This window comes from Aestuariivirga sp. (assembly GCF_046294715.1).
In the GTDB taxonomy this organism is placed as follows: domain Bacteria; phylum Pseudomonadota; class Alphaproteobacteria; order Rhizobiales; family Aestuariivirgaceae; genus Aestuariivirga.
The window spans coordinates 20,185-37,895 of sequence record NZ_JBKBKI010000022.1 but is presented as its reverse complement, the minus strand read 5'-3'; the positions used below and the strand labels follow the sequence as shown (position 1 = coordinate 37,895).

The following is a 17,711-nucleotide window of genomic DNA, read 5'->3' as shown; positions in this document are numbered from 1 at the left end:
ACCATGGCACGCACCGGCTTCTACCCGGGCTCGTTCGATCCCGTCACATATGGCCATCTCGACATCATCGCCAGGGCGGCGCGCCTCGTCGACAGGCTGGTGCTGGGGGTGGGTGTCCATCACGGCAAGCAGGCGCTGATCGCGGCGGAAAAGCGCATCGCACTGCTCGAAGAGGTGACGCGGCCCATCGCCGAGCATACCGGCGTCAAGATCACCGTCGCCACCTTCGACGGCCTTGCCGTCGACTCCGCACGCAAGCACCACGCCGGCCTCATCATCCGCGGCCTCAGGGATTCGTCCGACTTCGACTACGAGGTGCAGATGGGCCAGATGAACGGCGCCATGGCGCCCGACATCGAGACGGTCTTCCTCGCCGCCTCGCCCGCCACCCGCATGATCGCCTCCTCGCTCGTGAAGCAGATTGCCCGCATGGGGGGCGACATCACGCTCTTCATCCCGAAGGAAGCGCAGGCGGCGGTGGCTCATGCGCTCGCACAATCGGCGGGCAAGCCATCACATTGACATTTTCTGCCGCTCCCGTCAGGAACGGCACCGACAACACACGGGAGACGACATGATCAGGAAACTGGCCCTGGCCGCTGTGGCCGCAGGCCTTCTCGCAAGTCCCGCGCTCGCCGCCGGAAAACTCAAGGTGGAGACCAGCAAGGGCTGCTCCTTCGACATCGCGCTGCGGCCGGACCTCGCGCCGAACCACGTGGCGCAGATCACCAAGCTCGCCCAGGCGGGCTTCTACGACGGAATCGTCTTTCATCGCGTGATCGAGGGTTTCATGGCCCAGACGGGCGACCCGACGGGCAGCGGCATGGGCGGCTCCCAGGAGCCGGACCTGAAGGCGGAGTTCACGCCGGAGCCCTATGTTCGCGGCACGGTAGGCATGGCCCGCTCGCAGGATCCGGATTCGGCCAACAGCCAGTTCTTCATCATGTTTGCCGAGGGCGGCTTCCTCAATGGCCAGTACACGGTGTGGGGCCAGGTGGACGAGGCCGGCATGGCCTGCGTCGACCAGATCGCGCGCGGCGAGCCTCCGGCGAATCCCGACAAGATGGTCAAGGTCACGGTGGAATAAATGGCTGATCTCGAAAACACCCTCTACATGGACGTAGTGAACGCCAACGGCGAGGCGAAGGGCCGCGTCACCATCGCGCTCCGCCCCGATCTCGCGCCGAACCACGTCGCCCGCATCAAGGAACTGGCCCGCGAGGGCGCCTATGACGGCGTGGTGTTCCACCGCGTCATCGAGGGCTTCATGGCCCAGGGTGGCGACGTCCAGTTCGGCAACACCGGTTCCTCGAGCTTCAATGCCGGCCGCGCCGGCATGGGCGGCTCCTCGAAGCCGAACCTGAAGCAGGAGTTCTCGCGCGAGCCGCATGTGCGGGGCGTGTGCTCCATGGCACGCTCGCAGAGCCCGGATTCGGCCAACAGCCAGTTCTTCATCTGCTTCGGCGACGCCACCTTCCTCGACCGGCAGTACACGGTGTGGGGGAAGGTGACGGACGGCATGGACGTGGTGGACGGCATCAAGCGCGGCGAACCGGTGCGCGAGCCGGACCGCATCGCGAAGATGCAGGTCGCGGCGGACGCCGCCTGACATGAAACGGCTCCTCGCCGCCACGGTCCTCTCGCTCGGCATGGCGCTTCCCGCCCATGCCACGGAGTGGATGGACTGCGGCGACGCGGAGGAGACCGCGAGCATCCGGGTGCTGCTCGGCGCGATGGAGGTGATCGCGGTCAACACCGTGGAGATCGAGGCCAAGGGGCGCAGATGGTCGACGGCGGGAGGCGAGGGCGTTACCCGCGTCACCACCGGCCAGGCCTTCGAGACGGCGGAACAGGTCTGGATCGACGTGACCGACGAGGCAGTGAACGCCATCGTCGCCCGCCTGCGCCTGTTCAAGGCCTCGGACGACGGGGAGGGTGTCGAGCCCTCTCAGGCCACGGCAGGGACCCTCGCCATGCCGGGCATCGGCGTCTGGGCAGTGAGTTGCTCAGGTCCCTGAAGCAAACGGCATGCGCGTTTCGGATTTCGATTTTGAGCTGCCGCCGGAGCGGATCGCGCTCAGGCCTGCCTCTCCCCGCGACTCCTCGAAGCTGCTCGTGGTTCGGCCCGATGTGCTGGAAGACCGCAGCTTCCGCGAATTGCCAGGCCTCCTGAGAGCGGGTGACGTGCTTGTTTTCAACGATACGCGCGTGATCCCCGCCGCTCTCTCGGGCCACCGTTATGGCCGCGGCGGCACCACGCCGAAGATCGAGGCGCTGCTTCACATGCGCCTGGACGGCTATCGCTGGAAAGCCTTCGTGAAACCCGCAAAAAAGCTCGAGAAGGGCGACAGGCTGCGCTTCGGCAATGAAGGAAAAGTCTGTCTTCTCGGTAACTTGGATGCAACCGTGGAGGAAAAGGGAGAAGCTGGCGAGGTGACGCTCGCCTTCGATTTCCACGGCCCCGCGCTGGAAGAGGCCATCGCCACCCTGGGCGAGATGCCGCTTCCGCCCTATATCGCCGGCAAGCGCGGCACAGACGAGCAGGACCGCACCGATTACCAGACCGTCTATGCCGAAAAGGAGGGCGCGGTGGCCGCCCCCACGGCCGGCCTGCACTTCACGCCGCGCCTCATGAATGACTTGCAAGAGGCCGGAATATCACGGGAATTCGTAACCCTTCACGTCGGCGCCGGTACTTTCCTGCCGGTGAAGGCGGAAGATACGAAAGATCATCGCATGCACTCCGAGTGGGGCGAGGTGACGGCCGAGACTTGCGCCCGGTTGAAGGCGGCCCGCGCCAGGGGTGGCCGCATCGTGGCGGTGGGCACCACCTCGCTGAGGCTGCTCGAAAGCTCCGGTCTGGAGCCCTTCTCCGGCACCACCGACATCTTCATCACGCCGGGCTACCGGTTCCGTGCGGTGGACCTGCTCATCACCAACTTTCACCTGCCGAAGTCCACGCTCTTCATGCTGGTCTCGGCCTTCGCGGGGCTGGAGCGCATGCGATTCGCCTATGCCCACGCGATCGCGCAGGATTATCGCTTCTATTCCTATGGCGACTCGAGCCTGCTATTCCCCGCCGCATGACACCTGAATTCGGATTCACGCTGCACGGCACCGATGGCATGGCGCGGCTCGGCACCGTCCACACGCTGCATGGCGACATCCGCACACCCGCCTTCATGCCTGTGGGCACGGTCGGCACGGTGAAGGGCCTCTACCTCGACCAAGTGGAGGGAACGGGTGCTGACATCATCCTGGGCAACACCTACCACCTGATGCTCAGGCCCGGTGCGGAGCAGGTGGCGAAGCTCGGCGGCCTGCACCAGTTCATCGGCTGGAACCGGCCGATCCTCACGGATTCGGGCGGCTTCCAGATCATGTCGCTCTCCAAGATCCGAAAGATCACGGAGCAGGCGGCCATGTTCCAGTCCCACATCGACGGGCGGAAATACGAGCTCTCGCCCGAGCGGGCCATGGAGATCCAGCGGCTCCTGGGCTCCGACATCCAGATGCAGCTCGACCAGTGCATCGAATATCCGCACTCGGAGAAGGAGGCGGAAATGGCGATGCGGCTGTCGCTGCGCTGGGCCGAACGCTCCCGCAAGGCCTTCGGCCGCCAGCCGGGCCGCGGCAATTTCGGCATCGTGCAGGGCGGCATCAACCCGCGCCTCCGGCAGGAGAGCGCCGACGGGCTTAGATCGATCGGCTTCGAGGGCTATGCCATCGGCGGTCTCGCCGTGGGCGAGGGGCACGAGCTGATGCTGCAAGCGATCGAGCACACCGTCCCGCACCTGCCCGACGACCGCCCCCGCTACCTGATGGGAGTGGGAACGCCCGAGGACATTCTCGAATCCGTGGCGCGCGGCATCGACATGTTCGATTGCGTGCTCCCCACCCGGTCAGGCCGCCACGGCCAGGCCTTCACCCGCTTCGGCAAGATCAACCTCAGGAACGCCAGGCACGCCGAGGACCCGCGGCCGCTCGACCCGGAGCACCCGTGCCCCGCACTGTCGAGATATTCCCGAGCCTATCTCCATCACCTGATCCGCTCCGGCGAGCTCCTGGGCATGATGCTGCTCTCCTGGGCGAACATCGCCTATTACCAGAGCCTGATGCAGGGCATTCGCGCCGCGATCGCCGAGAACCGCTTCGAGGACTTCCGGCTTGCGACAAAGGAACAGTGGCAGCGCGGCGATATCCCGGCATAATCGCAGCCCTGTGGGGAGGACGACGACATGAAGCTATCGGACGAGGTGATCATTCCGGTGCCGCGCCAGAAGGTGTGGGAAGCGCTGAACGATCCGGAGGTGCTGCGCCAGTGCATTCCGGGCTGCGAGGAGATCACCAAGACCTCCGACACCGAGATGCAGGCCAGGGTGACAGTGAAAATGGGCCCGGTGAAGGCCACCTTCAAGGGCGCCGTGACGCTCTCCGACCTCGACCCGCCCAACGGCTACCGCATCTCGGGCGAGGGCAAGTCCATGATGGGCGGAGCCACGGGCGGCGCCAACGTCAGGCTGGCAGATGTTCCCGAAGGCACGAAGCTCTCCTATGACGTCGACGCACAGGTGACGGGCAAGATCGCCAGCCTCGCCCAGCGATTCATCGAGCCGACGGCTCGGCAGCTCTCCGCCCAATTCTTCGAGACCTTCGCGAAAGTGGCGAGCGGCGCCCAGGCCTGAGAATCGCAATGAGGCGCCGGACACTGCTCACGGGTGTCGCCGCGGCGGCGGCAGCGGGAGGAGCCTCCATGCTGGCGAGCGGACCCGATTACCAGGAAGCGGCTGCCGCCCTCTGGTCGGCGCGCGATCCTGCGAGCTTCGAGGGGCTGGTGCATTACGCCTCGCTCGCTGCGAACAGCCACAATTCCCAGCCCTGGCGCTTCAGGAAGACGACGGAAGGCGTGACAATCCTGCCGGATCTCGCCCGCGCCCTGCCGGAGGCCGATGGCGACAACCACCATCTCTTTGCCTCTCTGGGCTGCGCGGCCGAGAATCTGGTGTTGGCCGCAGGCGCATCCGGCCGCTCCGCCGCGCTGGTATTCGATCCCTCGGGTGGGGGCAGCGTCCGGATCGCGCTGGGACATGCAGGGGAGAAGCACCCGCTCTTCGACGCGATACTTGAACGGCAATGCACGCGCTCCGCTTACGATGGCCGGACCGTTCCCGCGCCGGATCTGGCACGACTCGCGGCGGCAACGAAGGTCGGCGGCACGGATATCACGATTGTCGAGGATCGCGCCCGCGTCGAGCAGGTCCTGGAACTGATCCTCCTGGCCGACGCCGCACAAGTCTCCAATCCGGCCTTCGCTGCCGAACTGAAATCCTGGCTCCGCTTCAATGCCCGCGCAGCGGTGGCCAGCGGAGACGGGCTTTATTCCGCCGCCTCCGGCAATCCCACGCTGCCCACCTTTCTCGGGCGCTTCATGTTCGACCGCTTCTTCACGCCCGAGAGGGAAAACGACCGCTATGCTGGCCAGGTGCGATCTTCGGCTGGCCTTGCGGTGATCCATTCGGAAGGTGACGGCCCGGCTCATTGGGTGGATGCGGGCCGCGCCTGCCAGCGCTTCGCTCTCCAGGCAACCGCACTCGGCATCCGCCATGCCCACCTGAACCAGCCCGTCGAGGTCGCTTCCGTCAGGCCGCAGCTTCAGGCGCTGCTTGGACTGGGCGGCAGGCGACCGGACATGGTGCTGCGCTTCGGTTATGGTCCCGCCATGCCGCGCTCGCTGCGCCGGCCCATTTCTGCAGTCATCGAGGCCTAGCAGGTATTCACTTTCCAGCGCCGGCCGTGTGCTCGCCCTCGCGCGTCAGGTAATAGGCGGCGAGGATCGGGATGAAGGTGACGGCGATGACGAAGATCGCCACCACATTGGTCACCGGGCGCTGGCGGGGGCGGATAAGCTCGTTCAGCATCCAGATCGGCAGGGTCGATTGCTGGCCGGCGGTGAAAGTCGTCACGATCACCTCGTCGAAGGAGAGCGCGAAGGCCAGCATGCCGCCAGCCAGCAGCGCCGAGCCGATCTGAGGCAGCACCACGTGGCGGAAGGTCTGGAAACCGTCTGCACCGAGGTCCATCGATGCTTCGATCATGCTGCCTGCCGTCCGGCGGAAACGGGCCAGCGCATTGTTGTAGACGACGACGATGCAGAAGGTGGCGTGGCCCAGCACGATCGTCCAGGTGGAGAAGGGAATGTCCATCACGCTGAAGGCTGAGCGCAGCGAAATGCCGGTGATGATGCCGGGAAGCGCGATGGGCAGGATGAAGAGCAGCGAGATGTAGTCGCGGCCGAAGAACTTCGCGCGCGAGACGGCGGCTGCCGCACAGGTGCCGAGCACGAGGGCGATGGTGGTGGCGATGGCCGCCACCTTGAGGGAGAGCCAGATTGCCGCCCAGATGTCCTGCCGCTCCCACACCACCGAGAACCACCTGAGCGTATATCCGGGCGGCGGGAAGGCGTAGCTCTTTTCTTCCGTCGTGAAGGCGTAGACGAAGATCAGGAGCAGCGGCAGGTGCAGGAAGAGCAATCCGCCGAGTGCTGCGATCTTGAGCGCGAGGGGCGCTCTCGCCGAACCGTCAGAGCGCATCGAAAGCCCCCATGCGCTTGGCGACCGCGAGATAGATCAGCATGACCACGATCGGCACCACCGTGAAGGCGGCGGCGAGCGGGATATTGCCGGCCGTTCCCTGCAGCGTGTAGACGGCCTGACCGAGGAAGAAGCTCGAATTGCCGACGATCTGCGGGATGATGTAGTCCCCGAGCGTGAGCGAGAAGGTGAAGATCGAACCAGCGACCAGGCCTGGAAGCGCCAGCGGCAGGATCACGGTGCGGAACGTCTGCCCGGGTTCGGCGCCGAGATCGGCAGAGGCCTCGAGAAGATTGCCGGGCACGCGCTCGAGCGCCGCCTGCGTCGGCAGGATCATGTAGGGCAACCAGACATAGCAGAAGACGAGGAAGGTGCCGATGTAGCTGAAGGATAGCGACGGCCCGCCGATGATGGGAATGGCGAGGACGGCATCGAGCGCCCAGTTGAGGTGCAGCCGGTCCGCCATCCACCCGATGATGCCTTCCTTGGCCAGGATCAGCTTCCAGGCATAGACCTTGACGAGATAGCTCGACCACAAGGGAAGCATGACCAGGAGGTAGAAAAGCGCCTTCCACTTCCCCCTCGCGTAGCGCGCGGCGTAGTAGGAGATGGGAAATGCCATGATGGCGCAGCCGATGGTGACCAGCGCCGACATCGTCAGCGACCGGATGATGACGTCCAGGTTCGAGAACCGCAGGAGTTCCGCATAGGTCGAAAGCGTGAACTCGTAGACGATGAAACCCGAGAATTCGTCGATCGAATAGAAGCTGTGCAGGAGCAGCGCGATGAGCGAGCCCAGATAGACGACGCCGAGCCACAGGAGCGGCGGCACCAGAAGAAGGAGCAGGAGCAGCAACGGCCGCCGGATGAACACGTCGGACAGGCGGCGTGTGAAACCGCCTGCGAGTGGGACAGCCGCGGCGGTCACGGCTCGCCCTCCATCACATGGGCGGCATCCGGCGCCCAGTGCAGGGTGAGCACGTCGCCCTCCTGGAACTTGCCGAGCGAGGAAGGCGCCATGACGTTGAGCGCCGCGCCTCCTGATGTTGCCGCGTTCAGTCGGGTTCCCGCGCCCTGGTAATGAACGGCCCTTACGGTGACCTCTGCGCCGTGGCGCCCCTCGGGAACGGCACCCTGGCGCAGGATGGCGATCTTCTCCGGCCTGAGGCTCAACCATTTCTCCGGCCCGCCTGTCGCTTTGGCGAATACAGGCGGGAGGACGTTGGAGGAGCCGACGAAATCCGCCACGAAGCGCGTCTGCGGCTGCTCGTAGATCGATTCCGGACTTCCCACCTGCGCGATCTTGCCCTCGTTGAAGATGGCGACCCGGTCCGCCATGGAAAGCGCCTCGCCCTGGTCGTGGGTCACGAAAACGAAGGTGATGCCGAGATTGCGCTGCAGCGTCTTCAGCTCCACCTGCATCTGTTCGCGGAGCTTGAGGTCGAGAGCGCCCAGCGGCTCGTCGAGCAGCAGCACCTTGGGCTGGTTCACCAGCGCACGGGCCAGGGCCACGCGCTGCCTCTGCCCGCCGGAAAGCTGCGATGGGCGGCGCCCGCCGAATCCCGGCAGCGCCACGAGCGCCAGCGCCTTTTCGGCCTCGGCCTGGCGCTTGGCCTTGTCCACGCCCCGCACCATCAGGCCATAGGCGACGTTCTCGAGCACCGTCATGTGCGGAAACAGGGCATAGTCCTGGAACACGGTGTTCACGTTGCGCCGGTATGGCGGAACGCCCTCGGCGGTCGCGCCGAAGATCTCGATGTGGCCCGACGTCGGCTGTTCGAAGCCCGCGATGAGGCGCAGGCAGGTCGTCTTGCCGGAGCCCGATGGTCCGAGCAGGGCGAAGAACTCACCTTCCGCGATGTCGAGCGAAACGTCGTCCACGGCGCGCACCGCGCCGAAATGCCGGCTCACATGCTGGAAGCTGACGGCTGTCGTCATGAAGGGCTCCCGACGCCCGGGCCGCTCAATCCGGCACCGCGGCGCAGTGTTGCAGAAAACGATCCCCGGGATTTGCCCGGGGATCGGCGTGAGGTCATCAAGCCAGGTCTCAGCGGCCGCCGAGCACGGCGATCATGTCGGTGACCCAGCGGTAGTAGGGCACGCAGCCGGCGGACTGCGACTCGCATTTCGCCACCGGCGTGCGCCAGAAGTGGATCTTCTCGAAATTGCCGATGCCGTTCGTTTCGCAGCCCTGGTCTCCCAGCAGCGCATTGCCCTTGCAGGCGGCCGGAACCGAGGGCACCGAGCCGAACCAGGCCGCAAGGTCTCCCTGCACCTTCGGGCTGATCGAGTGCTCGAGCCACATGTATGCGCAGTTGGGATGCGCGGCGTCGACATGCATCATCGTGGTGTCGGCCCAGCCCGTGGCGCCTTCCTCGGGAACGGTGGAGTCGATCGGCTGCTTGTCGGCCTTCAGCAGATTCACCTGGAAGGGCCAAGAGGACGAGGCCACGACACCTTCGTTCTTGAAGTCGTCGATCTGGATGAAGGCGTCGTGCCAGTAGCGGCCCACCAGCGGCTTCTGCGCGCGCAGCAGGTCGAGCGCGGCCTTGTATTGCTCCTCGGTCAGCTCATAGGGGTCCTTGATGCCGAGTTCGGGCTTCTTGTGCATCAGGAACAGCGCGGCATCGGCAATGTAGATCGGGCCGTCAAAGGCCTGGATCCGGCCCTTGTTCGATTTGCCGTCGGGCAGCGTCTGCTCCTCGAACACGACCGACCAGCTCTTCGGCGCTTCCTTGAACACGTTGGTGTTGTAGGCGAGCACATTGGGGCCCCACTGGTAGGGCACGCCATAGTGGACGCCGCCGACCGTGTGCCAAGGCGCGCTCTGCAGGCGCTCATCGACCGTCTTGTAGGAGGGGATCAGATCGACGTTCACCGGCTGCACGCGCTTTCCGGAGATCAGGCGGAGCGAGGCGTCGCCCGAGGCGGTGACGAGGTCGAAGCCGCCTTCGTTCATCAGCGCCACCATTTCGTCCGACGTGCCGGCGGTCTTCACGTTGACCTTGCACTGCGTCTTCTTCTCGAACTCCGTGACCCAGTCGAAGTTCTTGTCGGTTTCGCCGCGCTCGATGTAGCCCGGCCAGGCGACGATATCGACCTGGCCTTCGCCCGGTCCGATTTCCTTTTTCATCTCCTGCGCCGCGGCGAAGCCGGTCACGGCAGCGAGTGCGGCGAGCGAGGCGATCGCTTTCTTCATGAAGGTCATGTCGTGTTTTCTCCCTGTGGGCGAGGCGGCAAGCCTTCTTGGCAGCGCCCTTAAGCCCGTGCGATGTATTCTGAACCGAACAGCCGGGCGAGTTCAACCCCCGGGTTAGAGAAGGGGGAAGCGAATTGTGCAGCCTGTGGATCAAGCGGCCGCTCGCCGCACTGGCGGATTGTCCGGGCGGCATCGTGGTGCGTGACGGGCGCATCGCGGAATTGCTCGGCAGGGGTGAAATGCCCGCCCGATCCATGGAGAATGTGTTCGACGCCTCGCGCCATGTTGTGCTGCCGGGACTTGTCAACACCCACCACCATTTCTACCAGACGCTGACGCGCGCCCACCCGCTTGCCATCAACAAGAAGCTGTTCGACTGGCTCAGGGCGCTTTACCCGGTCTGGTCACGGCTGCGGCCCGAGGACCTGCGCCTCGCCACGCGCCTCGCACTCGCCGAACTCATGATGTCGGGCGTCACCACCACATCCGATCATCACTATCTCTTTCCGGATGGGCTCGGCGAAGCGATGGACATCCAGGTCGAGGAGGCGCGCCGGCTCGGCATCCGCATGACGGTGACGCGCGGCGCGATGAATCTCTCGGAGAAGGATGGCGGGCTGCCGCCCGACTCGGTCGTGCAGGACGAGGACGAGATCCTCGCCGACTGCGAGCGTGTGATCGGCAAGTATCATGAACGCCACGAAGGGGCGATGATCCAGGTGGCGCTGGCGCCTTGCTCGCCCTTCAGCGTCACGAAATCCCTGATGTGTGCCTGCGGAGCGCTGGCGGAGAAACACGATTGCCGCCTCCACACCCACCTCGCGGAGACCCATGACGAGGACGAATTCTGCCGCGCCAGCTTCGGCATGAGCCCCCTCGACTATCTGGAGGATGCAGGCTGGCTCAGCTCCCGGACCTGGCTGGCGCATGGCATTCACTTCTCGGATGGCGACGTCGCCCGCCTGGGGCGTCATGGGGTTGGCGTGTGCCATTGCCCCACCTCGAACATGGTGCTGGCTTCCGGCCAGTGCCGCACCCGCGAACTCGAGGCGGCCGGCGCACCCGTGGGATTGGGAGTCGACGGGTCGGCCTCGAATGACTCCTCGAACCTCATGGAAGGGGTGCGCCACGCGCTGATGATCAACCGCCTGACCTATGACGCATCGGTCAGCCACCTCGACGCGCTCCGCTGGGCGACCCAGGGCTCCGCCCGCTGTCTCGGCCGCCACGACATCGGAGAGATCGCCACCGGCAAGCAGGCGGATCTCGCCTTCTTCACGCTCGACGAACTGCGCTTCTCGGGCGCGGGAGATCCCATCGCCGCGCTGGTCCTGTGCGGCGCCCACCGCGCCGACCGGGTGATGGTGGCCGGCGAGTGGCGGGTGGCGGATGGCGTGCCGCTCGGCATCGACGTCTCCGAACTCCGCGCCGCCCATGGTGCCGCGGCCCGCCGCTTTCTCTGACCCCCACGAGGACGATCATGGATATCGCAGCCGAATACAACAACCGCGAACTGGTGCCCGACCACCCGAGGATCATCGCCGAATGGCACGAGGCCGCAAGGGCTTTCCGCGACGGCGCGCCAGGGGAGTTCGATCTTTCCTATGGCGCGAGGACCCGCAACCGCCTCGACTACTTCACCGCAACGGAGGGCGGAACGGGGCCGATCGTGATCTTCATTCATGGCGGGTACTGGCGGAGCTTCGACAAGTCGGTCTTCAGCCACATGGCCCGCGGAGCGCACGCGCACGGCCTCGACGTGGCGATCCCGGGTTACACGCTCTGCCCGGAGGTGACCATTCCCGATATCATCGACGAGCTGCGCCAGTGCTGCCTGTTCCTCGCGAATCGATTTGGGCGAAGGCTTCTCGTCGTGGGGCATTCGGCGGGAGGTCACCTCGCGGCCTGCATGGCGGCGACCGACTGGCAGCTCTATGGCGCAAGGCCGGACCTGGTGCAGGCCTGCCTCTCGGTCAGCGGCCTGTTCGACCTCCGCCCTCTGATGGCAACCCCGATGAACGAGGACTTGCGGCTGACCCCCGCCGACGCCATGGCGGCAAGCCCGCTGTTCTGGCCGGTGCCGAACCGGCTGCCGCTGGACAGCTGGGCGGGGGGCGAGGAGAGCTTCGAGTTTCTCCGGCAGGCGCGCTCGCTTCCCGCCGCCTGGGCGGGTCTCGGTCTCCCGTGCCGGTACGAGGTGAGTCCCGGTGAAAACCATTTCAGCGTGGTCAATGGCTTGAGCAAGCCCGATCACCCTCTGTCCCGCCGCCTGGCGGAGCTGGCTTTTGGCTGACAGGCAGCCGGAGCCCCTTGTCACCGCGCGCTCGCCACCCCATCTAAGCCCAACTCGGGCAAAATGCCCGGGAACTCCTCCCGCGGCAGGGCTGTTCTGGTGCCGACCCGAACATTGCTGTCGAGGGCCCGTCCCCTGAGCGAAACATTCCCCCGCCATTCGCCGTTACCGGCTTCAGACCGCCGCCTGAATTTCGCCGCGAAAAGCCTCTCCACTTTCGTTGCGAAGGAATTATATAATTGCTCTCATGCCGAAGCAGCCCGTTCACAGAGAAGACAACCAGACCGGGGTCATCACCCGGACGGAAGCGAAGACCAAGAAGCCTTCGCTGTACAAGGTCCTGCTCTTGAACGACGACTACACGCCGATGGAATTCGTCGTGCACGTGCTGGAGCGGTTTTTCGGCAAGGGGCGCGAAGAGGCCACCCGCATCATGCTGCACGTCCACCAGAAGGGTGTGGGCGTATGTGGGGTGTACACGTTCGAAGTGGCGGAGACCAAGGTCACCCAGGTGATGGATTTCGCCCGCAACCACCAGCATCCCCTCCAGTGCACGATGGAAAAGGAATAGGCCAATGCCGACATTCTCCCGCAGTCTCGAAAAGGCGCTCCACCGCGCCCTGGCACTGGCCAACGAACGCCGGCACGAATATGCGACGCTGGAGCACCTGCTGCTCTCCCTCACGGAAGACAAGGACGCCGCCGCCGTGATGAAGGCCTGCAACGTCGACCTCGACGTGCTGCGCCGCAGCCTCACCAACTACATCGACAACGAACTTGGCCAGATGATCGCCGCCGATCGCGAGGATTCCAAGCCCACCGCCGGGTTCCAGCGGGTGATCCAGCGCGCCGTGATCCATGTGCAGTCCTCCGGCCGCGAGGAGGTGACCGGGGCAAACGTTCTGGTCGCCATCTTCGCTGAGCGCGAAAGCCATGCCGCCTATTTCCTGCAGGAGCAGGACATGACGCGCTACGACGCCGTGAACTACATCTCGCACGGCATCGCCAAGCGTTCCGGCCTCTCGGAGGCCCGGCCCGTGCGCGGGGTCGACCAGGACCAGCAGGGTTCCGCCAGCTCCGACAGCGGCGAGGAGGGCGGCGCCAAGAAGAAGGGCGAGGGTGACGCGCTCGACGCCTATTGCATCAACCTCAACAAGAAGGCCGCCGACGGCAAGATCGATCCGCTGATCGGGCGCGAGGCAGAGGTGCGCCGCACCATCCAGATCCTGTGCCGCCGCCAGAAGAACAACCCCCTGTTCGTGGGCGACCCGGGTGTGGGCAAGACCGCCATAGCCGAGGGCCTGGCCCGCAAGATCATCAACGGCGAGGTGCCGGAGGTTCTCCTCAACTGCACTGTCTATCAGCTCGACATGGGTGCGCTGCTGGCCGGCACGCGCTACCGCGGCGATTTCGAGGAGCGGCTCAAGGCCGTGGTGAAAGAGATCGAGTCGCGCCCCGGCGCGATCATGTTCATCGACGAGATTCACACCGTGATCGGCGCCGGCGCCACCTCCGGCGGCTCTATGGATGCCTCGAACCTGCTGAAGCCGGCGCTCGCCAGCGGCTCGCTGCGCTGCATCGGCTCCACCACCTACAAGGAATACCGCCAGCACTTCGAGAAGGACCGGGCCCTCGTCCGCCGTTTCCAGAAGATCGACGTCAACGAGCCTTCGATCCCCGATGCGATCGAGATCCTCAGGGGGCTCAAGCCCTACTACGAGGAATTCCACAAGGTCCGCTACACGGACGATGCCATCGAGACGGCGGTGCAGCTTTCGGCCCGCTACATGGCCGACCGCAAGCTGCCCGACAAGGCGATCGACGTGATCGACGAGACCGGCGCCTCGCAGATGCTCGTGAGCGAGGACAAGCGCCGCAAGGTGATCGGCGTGCCGGAGATCGAGGCCACCATCGCCACCATGGCGCGCATTCCCGCCAAGACCGTGTCCAAGGACGACGCCACGGTCCTCAAGAACCTGGACACCGAGCTGAAGCGCATGGTCTTCGGCCAGGACAAGGCGATCGAAGCGCTCGCCGCCGCGATCAAGCTCGCTCGCGCGGGTCTTCGCGAGCCCGAGAAGCCCATCGGCTGCTATCTCTTCTCCGGCCCCACCGGCGTCGGCAAGACGGAGGTGGCCAAGCGCCTCGCCGAGGTGCTGGGCGTCAACATGCTGCGCTTCGACATGTCGGAGTACATGGAACGGCACTCGGTTTCCCGCCTGATCGGCGCGCCTCCCGGATATGTCGGCTTCGACCAGGGCGGCCTGCTGACCGACGGCATCGACCAGCATCCCTATTCGGTGCTGCTGCTGGACGAGATCGAGAAGGCGCATCCGGACCTCTTCAACATCCTGCTGCAGGTGATGGACCACGGGAAGCTCACCGACCACAACGGAAAGTCGGTCGACTTCCGTAACGTGATCCTGATCATGACGACGAACGCCGGCGCCCAGGACATGGCGCGCGAGGCGATCGGCTTCGGCAGCAGCGTGCGCGAGGGCGACGACATGGAGGCGATTCAGCGCCTCTTCACCCCGGAGTTCCGCAACCGGCTCGACGCGGTCATTCCCTTCGGCCACCTGCCGCCAGCCGTTGTGCGGAAGGTGGTGGAGAAGTTCGTCCTGCAGCTCGAGGCACAGCTCGCCGAGAGGCAGATCAACATCGAGCTCTCCGCGGAAGCCGCCGACTGGCTCGCCCAAAAGGGTTACGACCAGCAGATGGGCGCTAGGCCTCTGGCCCGCGTCATCCAGGAGCACGTCAAGAAGCCGCTGGCGGAGGAGGTGCTGTTCGGAAAGCTGGCCAAGGGCGGCACTGTGCGCATCCTGCTCAAGGATGATGCGTTGCATTTCGACTATCTGAGCCGCGACGAGGAGAAGGCGCTGCCGACCGCACCCGAGCGGAAGGCCTTGCCGCGGGCTGAGGCCGAGGGTGAGGAGGACGACGACAAGTCGGACCGCAAGCCCGCCCGGCGGCGGCCCAAGGCGAAGCTCGAGTAGGATTTCGCTGCGTAAACCAGACGTAACGTCATGGAAAAACCGGTGAACTGCTGAATTGCGGTCGCCGGTTTTCTTGTTATTGTGCGCTTCAAAGAACATTGGGGCCGCAAGAAGGCCCAAGGGGAGTCCAGGATTGACGGAAGCGGTGGCGAAGGGAAACGGCAATCGTCCGGTTGCGGTGCGCGTCAACGACCTTCACAAGAAGTTCGGTGATCTGGAGGTGCTGAAGGGTGTGTCGCTCACCGCCCGCCAGGGAGACGTCGTATCGATGATCGGAGCTTCGGGATCGGGCAAGTCGACATTCCTGCGCTGCATCAACTTCCTCGAGATGCCGACCGAAGGCGAGATCGAGGTGACGGGCGAGACCGTGGCGATGAGCCGTCACAAGGACGGCGACCTCCATCCAGCCGACCGGCGCCAGCTCGAGCGCATCCGCACCAGGCTCGGCATGGTGTTCCAGAGCTTCAACCTGTGGCAGCACATGACGGTGCTGCAAAACGTGATCGAGGCGCCGGTGCACGTTCTGGGGGTACCAAGGCCCGAAGCGGTCGAGCGGGGCGAGCGGCTGCTCCACAAGGTGGGCCTCTACGACAAGCGCGACCAGTATCCCGCCTTCCTCTCCGGGGGCCAGCAGCAGCGCGCGGCGATCGCGCGGGCTCTGTGCATGGAGCCCAAGGTGATGCTCTTCGACGAACCCACTTCGGCCCTCGATCCGGAACTCGTCGGCGAGGTGCTGCGCGTCATCCGTGATCTCGCCGAGGAGGGCCGCACCATGATCCTGGTGACGCATGAGATGAAATTCGCGCGGGACGTCTCCAGCCACGTGATCTACCTCTACAAGGGGGTCATCGAGGAGGAGGGGCCGCCAGCGCAGGTATTCGGCGCACCGAGGAGTGACCGGTGCCGCCAGTTCGTGTCCTCCAGCCATGCCTGAGCGGGTTCGCCTCGACCGCTCGACAGTTTTCAATAACCGGGTGAACTGTCAGTCCCCGGAACAACAGGGAGAAAAGTGCATGAAACTCACACGTCGTTTTGCGTTCGCGGCCGCCGCTGCCGCCGCGATGATGGCGGGCACCGCGTCCGCCATGGCCGACATCAAGTTCGGTGTCGCCGCAGAGCCGTATCCGCCTTTCACCTCGAAGGATGCCTCCGGCAAGTGGGTCGGCTGGGAGATCGACCTGATGGATGCCGTCTGTGCACAGATGAACGAAAAGTGCGAGCTCGTCGAAGTGGCCTGGGACGGAATCATTCCGGCGCTCACCTCGAAGCAGATCGACGTGATCTGGTCATCGATGTCGATCACCGCCGAGCGCAAGCAGACGATCGATTTCACGAACATGTACTACAACACGCCCACCGTGATCATCGGCGCCAAGACGGGCGACATGAACATCGAGCCCGACCACCTCAAGGGCAAGATCATCGGCGTGCAGGTCTCGACCATCCACGAGAAGTACGTCCAGAAATATTACGCTCCCGCGGGTGCCGAGGTGAAGACCTACGCCACGCAGGACGAGGCCAACAACGACCTCGCCGCCGGCCGCCTCGACTACGTGCAGGCCGACGGCTCCGCGCTCGACGCGTTCCTGGCGACCGAACAGGGCGCCGCCTGCTGCGAGCTCAAGGGCCAGGTGAAGGACGATCCCGAGATTCTCGGCGAGGGCGTTGGCGGCGGCATCCGCAAGGAGGACACGGCCCTGAAGGAGAAGCTCAACGCCGCCATCGCGGCGCTGGCGGAAGCCAAGAAGTTCGAGGAGATCACCAGCAAGTATCCCGAACTCGTCGGCAAGATGATCACGCCTGAGTCTGGCGGCCGCTGATCGCGGTTCCACTCCGCAACACAGGGGCCCGCGACATCGCCGCGGGCCCCACTCGAAAGAAGCGACGGCAGCGACGGCAGCGACGGCATTGAAACCCGGCTTCCCAGAAATTCTCTACTTTGGACCGACCGGCTATGGCGACGAGCTCCTGTGGGGTGCTGCCACGAGCCTTTCGATCGCCATTCTTGCTTATGTCCTGGGTCTGCTGATCGGGACGGCGGGGGCGCTCTCCAAGCTCGGCGGCAGTGCGCTCACCCGCGGCATCATGCAAGGCTACACGACCCTCGTCCGCGCCGTGCCCGAACTGGTGCTGATCCTCATCCTCTATTATGCCGGCACGGCCACCATCAACCAGCTGCTGACCAGCGCTGGCTATGATGCCATCGCCATCAATGGCTTTGCGGCTGCCGTTCTGGTGCTGGGCTTTGTCCAAGGCGCATATTCGACGGAGGTGCTGCGCGCCGCAATCCAGGCCATTCCCATAGGCCAGATCGAGGCCGCCCGCGCCTTCGGCATGTCTCCCTGGCTCATCTTCCGGCGCGTGACGCTTCCCTCCATGTTGCCCTATGCGATCCCGGGGCTCGCCAATCTCTGGCTCATCGTCACCAAGGACACGGCCCTTATCGCCGTCGTCGGCTATACCGAGCTTGCGCTCGCCACACGGCAGGCGGCAGGCAACACCAAGATGTACTTCACCTTCTTCATCGCCGCCGGGCTCATCTACCTGACGATCACGCTGGTATCGCAGAAGGGCTTTGCCTTGCTCGAACGCCGCGTCCGCCGCGGCCAGCGGAAACTGGCATGAGGGCGTGG

The 17,711-nt window shown here is 65.1% G+C and carries 19 protein-coding genes; 15 read left to right on the top strand and 4 right to left on the bottom strand.

All coding sequences use genetic code 11. The features are described 5' to 3' along the window. Window positions 1-3: 3 nt before the first annotated feature. Genes coaD through ACK4HL_RS14370 form a run of 8 tightly spaced genes read left to right on the top strand, consistent with a single transcriptional unit; the run spans window position 4 to window position 5,767 of the window. Window positions 4-522: a pantetheine-phosphate adenylyltransferase gene (coaD, locus tag ACK4HL_RS14405; protein ID WP_409761509.1), complete on the top strand. Its 519-nt coding sequence runs from the start codon at window positions 4-6 to the stop codon at window positions 520-522. 52 nt (window positions 523-574) lie between these two features. Next, entirely contained in the window at window positions 575-1,087 is a 513-nt protein-coding gene (locus tag ACK4HL_RS14400; RefSeq protein ID WP_409761507.1) for a peptidylprolyl isomerase, read from the top strand. Beyond that, window positions 1,088-1,609, top strand: coding sequence for a peptidylprolyl isomerase (locus ACK4HL_RS14395; RefSeq protein WP_409761505.1), 522 nt, complete (start codon window positions 1,088-1,090; stop codon window positions 1,607-1,609). Between the two features lies 1 nt (window position 1,610). Continuing rightward, entirely contained in the window at window positions 1,611-2,018 is a 408-nt protein-coding gene (locus ACK4HL_RS14390; RefSeq protein WP_409761503.1) for a hypothetical protein, read from the top strand. 10 nt (window positions 2,019-2,028) lie between these two features. Beyond that, window positions 2,029-3,087 carry a tRNA preQ1(34) S-adenosylmethionine ribosyltransferase-isomerase QueA gene (gene queA / locus ACK4HL_RS14385; RefSeq protein ID WP_409761501.1) on the top strand — a complete coding sequence of 353 codons (1,059 nt, stop codon included), beginning with the start codon at window positions 2,029-2,031 and terminating at the stop codon, window positions 3,085-3,087. Next, window positions 3,084-4,211: a tRNA guanosine(34) transglycosylase Tgt gene (gene tgt / locus ACK4HL_RS14380; protein ID WP_409761499.1), complete on the top strand. Its 1,128-nt coding sequence runs from the start codon at window positions 3,084-3,086 to the stop codon at window positions 4,209-4,211. Before queA ends, tgt begins: the two co-directional genes overlap by 4 nt. Before the next feature lie 27 nt (window positions 4,212-4,238). Then, a complete protein-coding gene (locus ACK4HL_RS14375; RefSeq protein ID WP_409761497.1) occupies window positions 4,239-4,685 on the top strand; it encodes a CoxG family protein in 447 nt (148 codons plus the stop codon). Between the two features lie 8 nt (window positions 4,686-4,693). After that, window positions 4,694-5,767 carry an Acg family FMN-binding oxidoreductase gene (locus tag ACK4HL_RS14370; RefSeq protein ID WP_409761495.1) on the top strand — a complete coding sequence of 358 codons (1,074 nt, stop codon included), beginning with the start codon at window positions 4,694-4,696 and terminating at the stop codon, window positions 5,765-5,767. Window positions 5,768-5,774: 7 nt separating this feature from the next. On the opposite strand, the gene ACK4HL_RS14365 is transcribed toward ACK4HL_RS14370, so the two are convergent. From ACK4HL_RS14365 to ACK4HL_RS14350, 4 genes are all read right to left on the bottom strand, one after another. After that, a complete protein-coding gene (locus tag ACK4HL_RS14365) occupies window positions 5,775-6,590 on the bottom strand; it encodes an ABC transporter permease (RefSeq protein WP_409761492.1) in 816 nt (271 codons plus the stop codon). Then, entirely contained in the window at window positions 6,580-7,518 is a 939-nt protein-coding gene (locus ACK4HL_RS14360; protein WP_409761490.1) for an ABC transporter permease, read from the bottom strand. The genes ACK4HL_RS14365 and ACK4HL_RS14360 overlap by 11 nt, the downstream gene beginning before the upstream one ends. Beyond that, complete coding sequence (locus ACK4HL_RS14355; protein WP_409761488.1) at window positions 7,515-8,528, bottom strand: ABC transporter ATP-binding protein; 1,014 nt, start codon at window positions 8,526-8,528, stop codon at window positions 7,515-7,517. Before ACK4HL_RS14355 ends, ACK4HL_RS14360 begins: the two co-directional genes overlap by 4 nt. A 109-nt stretch (window positions 8,529-8,637) precedes the next feature. Continuing rightward, window positions 8,638-9,789 (bottom strand): ABC transporter substrate-binding protein, encoded by a 1,152-nt coding sequence (locus ACK4HL_RS14350; RefSeq protein ID WP_409761559.1) that lies wholly within the window; start codon window positions 9,787-9,789, stop codon window positions 8,638-8,640. A 134-nt stretch (window positions 9,790-9,923) separates the two neighbouring features. On the opposite strand from ACK4HL_RS14350, the gene ACK4HL_RS14345 reads away from it, so the two are divergent. From ACK4HL_RS14345 to ACK4HL_RS14315, 7 genes are all read left to right on the top strand, one after another. Continuing rightward, window positions 9,924-11,252, top strand: a complete 1,329-nt coding sequence (locus ACK4HL_RS14345) for an 8-oxoguanine deaminase (protein ID WP_409761486.1) — start codon at window positions 9,924-9,926, stop codon at window positions 11,250-11,252. Window positions 11,253-11,269: 17 nt separating this feature from the next. Then, window positions 11,270-12,082, top strand: coding sequence for an alpha/beta hydrolase (locus ACK4HL_RS14340; protein WP_409761483.1), 813 nt, complete (start codon window positions 11,270-11,272; stop codon window positions 12,080-12,082). Between the two features lie 247 nt (window positions 12,083-12,329). Then, window positions 12,330-12,653 (top strand): ATP-dependent Clp protease adapter ClpS, encoded by a 324-nt coding sequence (gene clpS / locus ACK4HL_RS14335; protein WP_409761481.1) that lies wholly within the window; start codon window positions 12,330-12,332, stop codon window positions 12,651-12,653. Window positions 12,654-12,657: 4 nt separating this feature from the next. Then, window positions 12,658-15,078, top strand: a complete 2,421-nt coding sequence (gene clpA, locus ACK4HL_RS14330) for an ATP-dependent Clp protease ATP-binding subunit ClpA (RefSeq protein ID WP_409761479.1) — start codon at window positions 12,658-12,660, stop codon at window positions 15,076-15,078. A gap of 133 nt (window positions 15,079-15,211) precedes the next feature. Continuing rightward, on the top strand, window positions 15,212-16,012 hold the full coding sequence (locus ACK4HL_RS14325; protein ID WP_409761477.1) for an ABC transporter ATP-binding protein: 801 nt from the start codon (window positions 15,212-15,214) through the stop codon (window positions 16,010-16,012). 79 nt (window positions 16,013-16,091) lie between these two features. Next, entirely contained in the window at window positions 16,092-16,898 is an 807-nt protein-coding gene (locus tag ACK4HL_RS14320) for a transporter substrate-binding domain-containing protein (protein WP_409761475.1), read from the top strand. Window positions 16,899-16,986: 88 nt separating this feature from the next. After that, window positions 16,987-17,703: an ABC transporter permease gene (locus tag ACK4HL_RS14315; RefSeq protein WP_409761473.1), complete on the top strand. Its 717-nt coding sequence runs from the start codon at window positions 16,987-16,989 to the stop codon at window positions 17,701-17,703. The last annotated feature ends 8 nt before the right edge of the window (window positions 17,704-17,711 follow it).

Coding starts and splice junctions, on each gene's coding strand:
- coaD (WP_409761509.1), top strand. CDS start 4: ATGGCACGCACCGGCTTCTACCCGGGCTCGTTCGATCCCGTCACATAT.
- ACK4HL_RS14400 (WP_409761507.1), top strand. CDS start 575: ATGATCAGGAAACTGGCCCTGGCCGCTGTGGCCGCAGGCCTTCTCGCA.
- ACK4HL_RS14395 (WP_409761505.1), top strand. CDS start 1,088: ATGGCTGATCTCGAAAACACCCTCTACATGGACGTAGTGAACGCCAAC.
- ACK4HL_RS14390 (WP_409761503.1), top strand. CDS start 1,611: ATGAAACGGCTCCTCGCCGCCACGGTCCTCTCGCTCGGCATGGCGCTT.
- queA (WP_409761501.1), top strand. CDS start 2,029: ATGCGCGTTTCGGATTTCGATTTTGAGCTGCCGCCGGAGCGGATCGCG.
- tgt (WP_409761499.1), top strand. CDS start 3,084: ATGACACCTGAATTCGGATTCACGCTGCACGGCACCGATGGCATGGCG.
- ACK4HL_RS14375 (WP_409761497.1), top strand. CDS start 4,239: ATGAAGCTATCGGACGAGGTGATCATTCCGGTGCCGCGCCAGAAGGTG.
- ACK4HL_RS14370 (WP_409761495.1), top strand. CDS start 4,694: ATGAGGCGCCGGACACTGCTCACGGGTGTCGCCGCGGCGGCGGCAGCG.
- ACK4HL_RS14365 (WP_409761492.1), bottom strand. CDS start 6,590: ATGCGCTCTGACGGTTCGGCGAGAGCGCCCCTCGCGCTCAAGATCGCA.
- ACK4HL_RS14355 (WP_409761488.1), bottom strand. CDS start 8,528: ATGACGACAGCCGTCAGCTTCCAGCATGTGAGCCGGCATTTCGGCGCG.
- ACK4HL_RS14350 (WP_409761559.1), bottom strand. CDS start 9,789: ATGAAGAAAGCGATCGCCTCGCTCGCCGCACTCGCTGCCGTGACCGGC.
- ACK4HL_RS14340 (WP_409761483.1), top strand. CDS start 11,270: ATGGATATCGCAGCCGAATACAACAACCGCGAACTGGTGCCCGACCAC.
- clpS (WP_409761481.1), top strand. CDS start 12,330: ATGCCGAAGCAGCCCGTTCACAGAGAAGACAACCAGACCGGGGTCATC.
- clpA (WP_409761479.1), top strand. CDS start 12,658: ATGCCGACATTCTCCCGCAGTCTCGAAAAGGCGCTCCACCGCGCCCTG.
- ACK4HL_RS14320 (WP_409761475.1), top strand. CDS start 16,092: ATGAAACTCACACGTCGTTTTGCGTTCGCGGCCGCCGCTGCCGCCGCG.